The 11672-nt window shown below is 35.1% G+C and carries 10 protein-coding genes; all 10 read right to left on the bottom strand.

Annotation, left to right across the window (positions count from 1 at the left end; all coding sequences use genetic code 11):
* Positions 1-101: 101 nt before the first annotated feature.
* Positions 102-1316 carry a PucR family transcriptional regulator gene (locus tag CHB72_RS20765; RefSeq protein WP_176431516.1) on the bottom strand — a complete coding sequence of 405 codons (1215 nt, stop codon included), beginning with the start codon at positions 1314-1316 and terminating at the stop codon, positions 102-104.
* A gap of 88 nt (positions 1317-1404) precedes the next feature.
* Positions 1405-2772 (bottom strand): 4-aminobutyrate--2-oxoglutarate transaminase, encoded by a 1368-nt coding sequence (gene gabT / locus CHB72_RS20760; RefSeq protein ID WP_089284794.1) that lies wholly within the window; start codon positions 2770-2772, stop codon positions 1405-1407.
* A gap of 38 nt (positions 2773-2810) precedes the next feature.
* On the bottom strand, positions 2811-4220 hold the full coding sequence (locus tag CHB72_RS20755; protein WP_089284793.1) for an APC family permease: 1410 nt from the start codon (positions 4218-4220) through the stop codon (positions 2811-2813).
* A 96-nt stretch (positions 4221-4316) separates the two neighbouring features.
* Positions 4317-5471, bottom strand: a complete 1155-nt coding sequence (locus CHB72_RS20750) for an iron-containing alcohol dehydrogenase (protein WP_242975219.1) — start codon at positions 5469-5471, stop codon at positions 4317-4319.
* 177 nt (positions 5472-5648) lie between these two features.
* Entirely contained in the window at positions 5649-5960 is a 312-nt protein-coding gene (locus CHB72_RS20745; RefSeq protein WP_089284792.1) for an asparagine synthase-related protein, read from the bottom strand.
* Positions 5961-6143: 183 nt separating this feature from the next.
* Entirely contained in the window at positions 6144-8003 is a 1860-nt protein-coding gene (locus tag CHB72_RS20740) for a GTP-binding protein (protein WP_089284791.1), read from the bottom strand.
* Positions 8004-8175: 172 nt separating this feature from the next.
* Positions 8176-9057, bottom strand: coding sequence for a sulfate adenylyltransferase subunit CysD (gene cysD, locus CHB72_RS20735; protein ID WP_089284790.1), 882 nt, complete (start codon positions 9055-9057; stop codon positions 8176-8178).
* Between the two features lie 12 nt (positions 9058-9069).
* Positions 9070-9384: a 4Fe-4S dicluster domain-containing protein gene (locus CHB72_RS20730; protein WP_089284789.1), complete on the bottom strand. Its 315-nt coding sequence runs from the start codon at positions 9382-9384 to the stop codon at positions 9070-9072.
* Entirely contained in the window at positions 9368-11065 is a 1698-nt protein-coding gene (locus CHB72_RS20725; RefSeq protein ID WP_334293338.1) for an adenylyl-sulfate reductase subunit alpha, read from the bottom strand. Before CHB72_RS20725 ends, CHB72_RS20730 begins: the two co-directional genes overlap by 17 nt.
* A 4-nt stretch (positions 11066-11069) precedes the next feature.
* Positions 11070-11666: an adenylyl-sulfate kinase gene (gene cysC / locus CHB72_RS20720; RefSeq protein WP_176431515.1), complete on the bottom strand. Its 597-nt coding sequence runs from the start codon at positions 11664-11666 to the stop codon at positions 11070-11072.
* Positions 11667-11672 lie beyond the last annotated feature (6 nt).

Below are 11672 nucleotides of genomic sequence, written 5' to 3'. Positions count from 1 at the left end.
TTTATATTTTTAAAAAAATTTACAAGACAAAGTCGGTACAACTCTCATGAGTCATACCGACTTATTTTATTGGCTATCTATTTCCCGATATCCCCTTTTTTCTATTCCTTAAAAAAATCATGAATATAGTAGGCTAATTGAAAATGAAAACAATCTTCTTGATTATTTAAAGCATAACCTGTCAGTTGTTCTATTTTTTCTAAACGATATTTTAATGTGTTTCTATGGATAAAAAGTTGTTTCGCCGTGGCATGCATATTTTTACTATTCTCTAAAAATCTTTTCAGGGTTTCAACCAAATGGGTTTCGTTAATTTTATCGTATTCATAAAGGGGAATTAACATTCTTTTATGAATTTTTTTTAGTACCTTGAGATTCTCAACTTCCCCTAATAAAGAAAAAATCCCCATCTCTTCATAAAATATAATTTCATTTTTATGATTTTTTTGGTTAGATACTTTTAGTGCTTGTCTTGCTTCCTCCATACTTTTCCTATATTGAGAAAGCTGATTGTATTTTGTGCCTATACCTATACTAGCAGTTAATCCAATCCCCTGTTGAATCTTTTCCTGTAATAAAGATAGCGTTGTTCTTAGCATTTGTTTGTCAAAGATCTCCCCATTAACCAACATAATAATAGCATCGTTAACGAAAAGAGAAAAACCTTTGTATGTATCCTTTAAAAAATTTTCTATTATTTGCTGAAATTCTTTTTTGAAGGCTATAACAGTACTTTCCTTCATCTGATTATCTTTGATAAAACTAGCAAAATTATCTAACTTTATTACAATCACCCTATGGCTTTGATCAAAATCATGCCCAATAAGTGCTGCTTGTTCTTTTAGACTTTTCGAATTTTCTCCTTCTAAAAAGAGAATTTGCTGTAGGAATTGTTCCACCTCGTTACATTGTCTTTCCCTATGAATAAGATAAGTACAAATATCTTGTGTCACTTCCACTAAGGGTACTTCCCATGGTAGTGTAAACAAAGGAATATTGAATGTATTAGCTAGTTCTATCACAGAGGTAGGTATTTTTTCAATGTAGGGTCCTATACATACGATGAGTCCAGCTAAGTTTTTTTCATGAATTTTTTCCATCAATTCAATAAAAACTGCCTCTTTGTTTCGAATCCCTATTCCTGTGATAATAACAAGTTCTCCACCATGTAACCACTGTGTAAGTTCTGTAACATCTTCAATAACTTCAGCTGCATAAACCCATCGAATATTTCTATCTAGCCCTTCTTTCCCTGCTATTAACTTCAAAGATTTTAAAGAAGGTAACGCAAATAATTCTTGGCAACAAATCGACATCTTTATCCCTTCTTCCATCGAGAAACTGCTTTCTTTTTATTGTAAAATCCCTTGCTTCATAAAACAAGGGATTTTCTATGTTTTTTTGTTATAAGCTTCTTTCAATTGCTTTTTCTAATACATTCATTCCGTCTTCTACTTGTTCTTCTGTCATAACCAAAGGAGGTAAAAATCGTAGGACATTACTGTAAATACCTGCATTAATAAATATAACCCCTTTTTGCAATGCATATTCAGTAATCCGTTTTATGATTTCTGGATAAGGTTCTTTAGTTTTTTTATTTTTCACAAACTCTATTGCATACATAGCCCCAACACCTCGGACATCCCCAATAACTTCAAATCTATCCTGCATGCTTTGTAATCTTTTCTTTAACTGTTTTCCTATACTTTCTGCTTTTGCAAGGATGTTTTCTGTTTCAATAACCTTTAAAACCGCTAAAGCAGCCTCGCAACCTAGGGGACTACCTCCATAGGTTCCTCCTATTTCACCTGCTGCTGGTGCATCCATGATTTCGGTTTTTCCAACAACAGCGCTAATGGGAATGCCTCCCCCGAGGCTTTTGGATAATGTCATTAAATCAGGATCTAATCCACATCCTTCACTGGCAAACAAGGTACCGGCTCTAGCAAACCCTGACTGTATTTCATCTACAATAAAAACAATATTATTTTCTTTACAGATTTTTTCTAATCCCTTTAGAAATGCTGATGGCTGTGGAATGAACCCACCTTCCCCCTGTATAGGTTCAACAATTAAAGCGGCAATATTCTCGGGAGATAATTCCCCTTTTAATAGATTTTTTACTTTTTCTAAACAACCCATATTGCAGTTTTCTGCACCTCCATATGGACATCTATAACAGTAGGCAGATGGAATTTTATAGGTTTCCGATGCATAGGGACCAAAACCATTTTTATAGGGTTTTACTTTACTGGTCAAAGTCATAGCCATATAGGTTCTTCCATGAAAAGCACATTCTAAAGAAATAATTCCTGGTTTCCCTGTATATTTCCTTGCTATCTTAATAGCATTTTCCACCGCTTCTGCGCCACTATTGGCTAGCATTGCTTTTTTTTCACCTGTTCCTGGTGCTTTTTTCGCTAATTCTTCCGCCAGTTTTATATACCCTTCGTACATTGTCACATGAAAACAAGGATGTACTAAACTCTCTACTTGTTCTTGAACGGCTTTGATCACTGCATCATGTCCATGGCCTATGTTCTGCATCCCAATTCCAACTGCAAAATCAAGAAATACATTACCATCTAGATCCTCTATCAGCGCTCCTTTAGCTGTTTTTGCCACGACAGGAGTGATGTTACCGACCCCTTTTGCCACATACTGCTGTCGCTTTTGGATCCATTCTAAAGATTTATTGCCTGGAACCCTCTTTGTTATTATTTTTCTAGCTGGAATTTCTCCTATGATTACTTTTTCTACGACACACTCCATTTTGTTCCCCTCCATTTTCTATATACATATATAAATTGCTAAATACTTTCTTCTGCTTCTATTGGAGATTCCTTGAGAGAAACTTCAGTATAGGATAATTTAGCCCAAACATAGAAGATTACACCTAACACTGTCCATCCAAGAACGATCATCCATTCATATGGCCAAATAAGAGCTGCTGGTGCTCCAGGTAGATATAGAACCATCATTCCTAAACTTAATACTACTGCTATAAACCCTACAGCTTTTCCGTTTTTTACTTTATATGGTCTTGGCATATTTGGTTCTTTGCAACGTAATACTAAGAAGGATAAAGCTACCATAAAATAAGCTACAACAATTGTTAAGCCACCAGCATCTACTAACCAAACCAACATACGTCTTCCCAGTAAAGGTGCAAAGGAAGAAAGAATTCCAATTAACAAAATAGCATTAGTAGGTGTTTTATATTTTGGATGCAATTCTCCTAAAAAAGCTGGTAATTGTTTGGAATGAGCTAATGCATAAATGGCTCTACTACCACCTACAAAGAAGGAATTCCAGCTGGTTATTATTCCTCCAATCCCTGCAATAACCATTGCTTTTGACGCTAAAGAACTATTAAAGAAAACCGCCTGCATCCCATCAGCAGCAGGTATAGTGGAGGCTTCTAATGCTTGTTTCGGTAGAGACAATGAAATCCCTAAAATAATCATCACATACCAGCCAATCGCCATGACCACTGATAAAATCAGTATCTTACCAATTTTTTCAAAGGGCATATCAATTTCTTCTGCTGCTTGAGGAATTACATCAAATCCTACAAACATAAAAGGTGTCATAATAGCAACCGCTAAAATCCCCTTCATTCCATCAATAAAAAGTGGTTGTACATACTGGCTATTTCCATTAACCAGTGATCCTCCGAAGAAGGACAGACCTACAACAGCCACCATTATCGTAACCGCTCCTTGCATTACTGCCACTGGTTTGACCCCATAATAGTTCAAAACTGTGATTGCAATAGAACTAATAACCCCCACCAATACCCAGGTCAAATACACATCATATCCTGCCACTGTATACATTTTCACTTGAAGATAGTTAGGAAATAAGTATTCAACTACTGTGGGAAAAGCAACCGCCTCAAAGGCAACTACCGAAATATACCCTAGAATAATGGCCCACGTACAAATGAAGGAAGCATTTTTTCCCAAAGCACGTTGACTAAAGACATGCTCTCCGCCACATTTCGGCATAGCAGCCGTTAGTTCTGCATAAGTAAGACCAACAAACAAGACCATTACTCCACCCAGCAAAAATGCAGTCATGGCCCCTAAGGTTCCTGCCTTATGGATCCATTCTCCTGCTAATACAACCCAGCCCCATCCAATCATGGCACCAAAGGATAATGCCATTACATCTTTTTGAGATAATACTCTACTAAAAGTCTCCTCCTTGTTTTTCATAACCTCTCCTCCTTATACATTATAGTTTTATTGAAAAATAATAATTAATAATAACATGATTTCTATTTTTAGAATTTCCTGCCTTTTGTTGAAAATCTATAAACATGCCACATATAATTCTTTTAAAGATTTTTCTTTACAGGGAATCGGATGATTAGAGATTGCATAAGTCATTGTTTTCATTGCATTTTCCACCAACCAATCTACATGGGTTTCCTTTACTCCCAATTGACTTAGTGTCACCTGTAAATCCAGCGCCTTCAACAATTTTTCAAAAGCTTTAACACATTGCAGTGCCGCTTCTTCTTTTGTCAATCCTTGCTCCTCAATACCTATTACTTTGGCCATCCTTAGAAATTTTTCTTGGCAGCCTTTATAAGAAAATTCTAATATTTTCGGAAATAATGCTGCCAATCCCTCTCCATGGGTAGCATTAAGTAGACCGCTGACAGGATGTTCCATACCATGGGGTAGTACCACCCCTGCCTGGTCAATGACAATCCCTCCTATCGTATTGGCATAAGCCACCTTTTCCCAGCTTTCAGTATCTGTTGAATTTTTATAAACCTTTGGTAAAAATTTGAACAGTAATCCTATCGCTTCTAACGCCATTTCCTCTATATCAGATCTGCTATTTTTTGCTAAAAATGCTTCAACCGAATGAGATAACGCATCAAATCCTGTAGCAGCAATCATGGAAGAAGGTAATGTCATCATCAACTCTGGATCAATAATGGATACTTTTGGATAAATATATGGACTTTTTAATGATTTTTTATCTTTGGTCTCAGGATTCGTCAAAACTGCTAAACTGTCTCCTTCACTCCCTGTTCCAGCTGTTGTAGTAATAGCAATGATAGGAAGGGCATTTTTGCCTTCTTTGCCAAAAATATAATCGGAAATATCTCCTTCATTAACGGCAGAAAAAGCAATACATTTAGCAGCATCCATAGAACTACCTCCCCCTAAGCCGATTACCACATCACATTCATGTTCTTTTAATAGACTCGCTGCTCTTTTTACTGTAGTAGTGAGGGGATTGGATTCTACTTCATCAAACACAACCGTATCTATATCCTTCTCCTTTAGATATCCAATCACACGATCAAGCACCCCAGTCTTTTTAGTGCTACTACGTCCCGTAACAACAAACGCACGTTTCCCATAGGACTTTGTTAATACTCCAATATTTTTCAAACTTCCTTTTCCAAAAACAAATTTTATCGGAACTTGATTGACTTTTTCTAACACTAGAAACTCCCCTTTCTTTTTCAAAAACACAAAAAACGCCACGGACATTTTCATGTCAGTGACGCCTTTGCCACTAAAATATAAAATTTTAAAACAAAATATTGATGTTGATATAAAAACGTTTCATTTCTCAGAATTATTTGATTATTAAACTATATCATAGTGTTATTTTTACGTCTATGCACTAATTTCCCAAATATGTTTGTGCATTTTGTCAATAGCAACATAAAATAAGACAAACGAAATGTCCCCATGACTTCTCATAGCAATATGTTTTACTCCTATACTTTGTGCATACCTTTTGGCTTCATTAAACTCCCTTTCTGGAAATGTAGAGGATCTAGCAGTAACTGCAATTACTTTTTCTCTTAATGCCTCTTGTGCTATCTTTAATAAAAAAGTGCTATCTACTCCTCCCGAAAAAGCAACTGCTACACTTTCAAGCCTTTTTATGTTTTCCCTTAATTTATTACATTTTTCTTGTATCATGTTATTAACCCTCCTTCTGTAAAACCCACTCTTTCCATTGTTCCTATGCTATTCTAGCATAAATTGATAACTGACAAACTATGTTTTAAGGAAAATAAACTATTACTTACTCACTCTAAAAGAGTTACAGCAGAAAACATAAGGATACTTTAACATATTTTTTACTCTCGAGGCTTTCATCTTTTATAATCCTTGTGGCTCAAAAATAACTCTAGTATCTATCAACATTTTTTTTATTTTTAGATATATTCTTTCTTTCGTTTCATTTTCTTCTATATTTACATCTATAGGAAGGAAATAATCCTCTGTACCTCCTACCCATACTAGTTTTAGATTTTCCGAATTCACTATCCTATTTATAGTATTTATATCTTCTTCTTGTATATCTTCTATAGCTGTTATAAGTATATTCCCTGCATTCAGCAATAAATTCGATACTTCAGCAAACTGTTGAAACTGTTTTTTTCTATTTTCTATAGAATTTTCTTGTTCTATTTCTGCATCCGTTCCCAAAAAGGTACTTTCGCTATCAAAATAATAGACATTTCTTCCCTCCGTAAAAAGTCCCCTTTCAATATAGGTTGCAATATCCTTCTTGTCTAAACCTTTTTCACCAGAGATCAAAACCATTATAGGTCTTTGTACAAATCGACTAGCTCTTTCTTTCCTTGTAACAGCATTTTCCTTCCACTTTATCTTTCTTTCATTAATTCTTTGACTTAACCAAATCTCCTCATTCTCTAAGCTGTCTACAATAATCCCCCCACCAGATATTTCGTAGTTGTCAATAAGGACAAATTTTGAGGTTTCTGTTGAGTTTTCTGCCTTATCAAATGCAATAGCTTTTTCTAATTTAAAAACCACTTCTGCTACTTCATGTCTTTGTACATACTGTCTTTCTGTATTAGATAAAGTGGAGGCATCAAGAACAGTTACTACCTCTTCAAGTTGTGCTTTCACCTTTTGTGTTCCTATTTTTAAATAATAGTCTCTAGTGTTATTTAAATCTTCTCTTCCTAACCAAAATAGTTTTGTTTTTATCTGGGTGGAAACCTCCGGCTTATTTTCTCCTGCTATACAGGCTAATTCCCCTCTAGTAATATATATCTGCTCTTCAAGGGTAAATCCTGTTGCACTTCCGACTGTATCCTCATCCATATTTGGAGCATGAAATCTCTCTATAGATTTTACTTTTGATTTTTTACCACTAGGATAAAAAATCACTTCATCTCCCACTTTTACTTTGCCTGTGTCAATGGTTCCCGCCACAATTCTTCTGTCGTCTCCCCCGGCGGTAAATTTATATACTCCTTGTACAGGCATTCTAAATATTTGGTTTTTAACATCCTTTTTATTTTCTAACTTATCTAATTTTTCTAATACCGTCATTCCACTATACCATGGCATTTTGTCAGAACTTGAAGTGATGTTTTCTCCCATGAAACCACTAATAGGAATAAAAGATTCTGCTTCTACTCCAATTTCCGAGAGAAAAGCTTTATATTCTTCTACAATTTCTTCATACCTTTCTTTCTTGTACTCCACAAGATCCATTTTGTTTATCAGAACAACAACTTGTTTTATTCCTAGCATAGATAATAGATAGCCATGTCTTTTGGAGTTTTCCCTTACCCCTTCCTTTGCATCTATTACCAGTAAAGCAGCTTCTGCTCTTGCTGCACCGGTAACCATATTTTTTAGGAATTCAATATGTCCAGGGGCATCTATAATAATATATTTTCTTTTTTGGGTTTTAAAAAATACCCTGGCAGCATCTATTGTAATTCCCTGTGCTTGCTCATCCTTTAAAGCATCTAATAGAAAAGCATATTCAAATGGCTTTGCATTTTTTCTACAGGTTTCCTTTACTTGTTCTAATTTTCCTTCTGGTAATGAATTGGTATCAGCTAAAAGCCTTCCAATAATAGTGCTTTTCCCATGATCTACATGTCCTACTATAACAATATTCATATTTTCGTTAATATTTGACTGTTGAGATTTTATCACTGACAATTGATTCTTATTTAAATTATTGTTCATCATCAATCCCATCCCTTGCTATTATTTGCTATTTTTCATGTAATATCCGCTACGCCACGGGGACGGTTCCTCAGTCTTCCCTACGGTTGCCGGCTTTGCCGGCAAGACAGACGAACCGTCCCCATGGCTCCCTCATGGCTCCGCTTGCCGCACTTATCGCACACTCTTGTTGCATTTACATATATCCAGCTTTTCTTAATTCCTCTAAGCCTCCGCCGTCTTCTTTATCCTGTGCTCTTCCACTTCTCTCAGCAATATTAGAAAATTTACCTGTTCTTAATTCCTCTACAATTTCTTCTACTGTACTGGCAGTTGACTCTACCGGTTGAGTACATGGACCACATCCCAGTGATCTATATCGCTTTCCTTCTCCTTTGTCAAAATATAAAGATACCATTGGAATCTTTTCCCGTAAAATATATTCCCAAAGATCTAATTCTGTCCAATCAAGAAGAGGATGTATTCTTACATGGGTACCGGGGGCAAAGTCTGTCTTATATTGGTTCCAAAACTCTGGAGGCTGCTCTCCAATATTCCAGTCATTTTTTTGATTTCTAGGAGAAAAATATCTTTCCTTAGATCTTGACCCTTCTTCATCGGAACGGACACCAACTATGACTCCTGTGAAAGCCGTTGGATTCTTTTCTGGCTCGTATTTGCCTGTTTCATGATTTAATCTAAATCTTGGACCTGTTCCATTCAATGTAGCTCTTAGTGCTTCTGTCTTTAATAATTTACAACATTCTAATCTACTGCAGTTTCCATGAGGAAAAGTATTTTTAGATGCCAAAGCTTCAATGTTTTGTCCATAAATCATATCAAGTTTCCATTTTTTTGCATAATTATCTCTATACTCAATCATTTCTGGTATCTTATAATGAGTATCTATATGAACTAGTGGAAATGGAACGTGACCAAAAAAAGCCTTTCTTGCCAGATGTACCAGTACAGTACTATCTTTACCTATTGACCAAAGCATACCTAAATCTTTAAAATTTGCATAAGCTTCTCTTAAAATATGGATGGACTTATTTTCTAGTTTCGTTAAATGATCCATTTTCATCCCCCTCTAATACGCATTAGAATCTTTCTTATTAATTTTTATATGATACTTTCTATTATCAGAGCTTACCACATACCAGTCCATGTAATCTCCATGATTTTTACTATATAGGTATCCACCTTTACCACCTATATCTGCTGCTAAATAATATTTGATAGCTTGTGCCGGACACTCTTTTAGACAAGCAGTACATCCCCAACATTCTTGTGAATATTTTATAAAAGCTTTATTTTCATCATCTTTATCAATTAGATTACCAGGACAAACATTACAACACTTACCACACGAGATACATTTATTTTTATCAATTCGTATGCTCATAAATTTTGTCCCTCCCAACTAATTGTCTAAATAAAATTTCTACATTACCATTTTTATATACTGAATTAATATATTTCATCCAGTTTTCATCATCTTTCTCAGGGAAATCAGTATTCTCTTGGTAACATCTCCATCTCGTTTCTTTTCTAGATTCTAAGTGTTTAATCAATACTTTGCATACATATAACCGATCGATAATCTCAAATATAGATAGCAAATCATATAAACTATTGGCCTTTAATGTATCTACTATATCGAAAAGTTCCTCAATACGTTTGGCTGCGATTTCTAATTTTGTCTTGTTATACATATAAGCCTTTGATATACCACCTGCATATTCATCCATAATTTTTTGCATAGCTATTTCAATTTCTTCGATACTGTGTTGGGATGAAGGATTATTAAAAAAGCTAGATATATATGTGATTTTTTCCCTTATTTCTTCACTATCCAGCTTAATAATTGCTACATCTTCTATTGTCTTTATGATGGACATAGCAGCTATTTCACCTTCTACAAAACATCCGGTCACATATTTTTTAGGACTTCCACCCGCTACATCTCCCACTGCATAAAGATTTTTCAAAGTGGTTTTCCTATCACTATCTATCCAATAACCACTGGCAGTATGACCTCCCACAATATATGGTTCGGTTCCTTCAATTTCAACATTTTGACTAGTTGGACCAGTATTCCCCTCTAACCATTTTAAAGTTTGGGCCGGAGCCATATTTAAGTAGGCTTTAAATAACTCCTCTTGTTGTTCTTCTGAAATTCCTTCTGTTTTTAAAAAACAAGGACCATTGCCCTTAAGATTTTCCATCACTGTAGAGTAAAGTCTCATATGAGTTGTAGGTTTGCCGTATTTTCCTACATACTCTTCACCTTTTCCGTTAATCTGTACTGTTTTTATCCCTTGAGCAATAGTACCTGTAGGTGCTATCGTATCTTTGCACCTCAAGGCTATAAATCTCATTTCAAAAGAAGTCATTTCAGCTCCCGCTCTAATACCCATAGCGTATCCGGTTCCCGTATTAAATGGACTGTACCACATTTTATGTTTAGAAAAAATAGGATTGTTTGGTTTATAGAGTCCTGAAGCTCCCCCGGTTGCACATATGGTCTTTTTCGCATAGATTTCATAAATTTTATTTTCTTTTAGAGAAAAACCTATAGCCCCAATGACATCACCATCTTTAAATAGATAGTCTACAATGTTTACATTATTTAAAACAGTGATATTGTCTTTATCTGTTACCGTTCCTGCAAGGAGAGGTTTTATGTTTTCACCATTAATTTTTATACTTCTCTTTCCCCTTTGTACATACTCACCATTTTCGTCTTTCAAAATTGGTAATCCTAAATCTTCAAGCTGCTTCATTACTTTATTAAGACCTTTTGCTATACTGTAAACCAAATCTTCACGAATAATTCCTTCAGAATCCTTTTTTACATATTCTACAAAGGATTCTGGAGTCTCACCTTTACCAATATAGGCGTTTATAGCATTGACCCCCGCTGCTAAACAACCACTCCTTTTTATATTGGCCTTATCTGTAATTACAACTTTTAAATTAGAATTTTCACTAATGGTAAGTGCACTGAAACAACCAGCGGTTCCCCCACCAATAATAAGTACATCTGTTTCTATCATCTTTATATCAAATTTCAAAACTACCACTCCTTTATCCGATAAATCCATTTACAGTTAAGTACTTGATTATTTCACTTGCACATTCGTCAACCCTTTGAATGTCGGTACGAACTATAATTTCAGGATTGATAGGTTTTTCATAAGGAGAATCTATCCCGGTAAAGTCTTTTATTTCTCTTGCTCTAGCTTTCTTGTAGAGTCCTTTAGGATCTCTACCCTCACATACGTTTAAAGAACAATCAACAAATATTTCAATATATCTATCTTTTAGCAGACCCCTTACATTATTTCTATCTTCTATAAAAGGTGAAATAAAGGCACTAAGTGTAATAATGCCGGCATCCACAAAGAGTTTGCTTACTTCTGCAATTCTTCTTATATTTTCTATACGGTCTCTTGTATTGAAGCCCAAATCTTTGTTTAAACCGTGCCTTATATTATCACCATCTAGTAAGTAGGTAGCTCTACCTGCTTCAAACAATTTCTTTTCTACCGCATTAGCTACTGTAGATTTCCCAGAACCAGATAAACCGGTAAACCAAAGTACCACTCCTTTTTGTTTTAATAAAGCTTCACGATCTTCTTTTTTTATATTAGTATCGTGCCAAACAATATTATTGTCACTCATCATTAT

This window comes from Anaerovirgula multivorans, assembly GCF_900188145.1.
Classification (GTDB): domain Bacteria; phylum Bacillota; class Clostridia; order Peptostreptococcales; family Natronincolaceae; genus Anaerovirgula; species Anaerovirgula multivorans.
The sequence above is the reverse complement of the archived record's forward strand: the minus strand, read 5'-3'. Positions and strand labels throughout refer to the sequence as shown.

Coding starts and splice junctions, on each gene's coding strand:
- CHB72_RS20745 (WP_089284792.1), bottom strand. CDS start 5,960: ATGATACAAGAAAAATGTAATAAATTAAGGGAAAACATAAAAAGGCTT.
- cysD (WP_089284790.1), bottom strand. CDS start 9,057: ATGGATCATTTAACGAAACTAGAAAATAAGTCCATCCATATTTTAAGA.
- gabT (WP_089284794.1), bottom strand. CDS start 2,772: ATGGAGTGTGTCGTAGAAAAAGTAATCATAGGAGAAATTCCAGCTAGA.
- cysC (WP_176431515.1), bottom strand. CDS start 11,666: ATGAGTGACAATAATATTGTTTGGCACGATACTAATATAAAAAAAGAA.
- CHB72_RS20740 (WP_089284791.1), bottom strand. CDS start 8,003: ATGATGAACAATAATTTAAATAAGAATCAATTGTCAGTGATAAAATCT.
- CHB72_RS20755 (WP_089284793.1), bottom strand. CDS start 4,220: ATGAAAAACAAGGAGGAGACTTTTAGTAGAGTATTATCTCAAAAAGAT.
- CHB72_RS20730 (WP_089284789.1), bottom strand. CDS start 9,384: ATGAGCATACGAATTGATAAAAATAAATGTATCTCGTGTGGTAAGTGT.
- CHB72_RS20765 (WP_176431516.1), bottom strand. CDS start 1,316: ATGTCGATTTGTTGCCAAGAATTATTTGCGTTACCTTCTTTAAAATCT.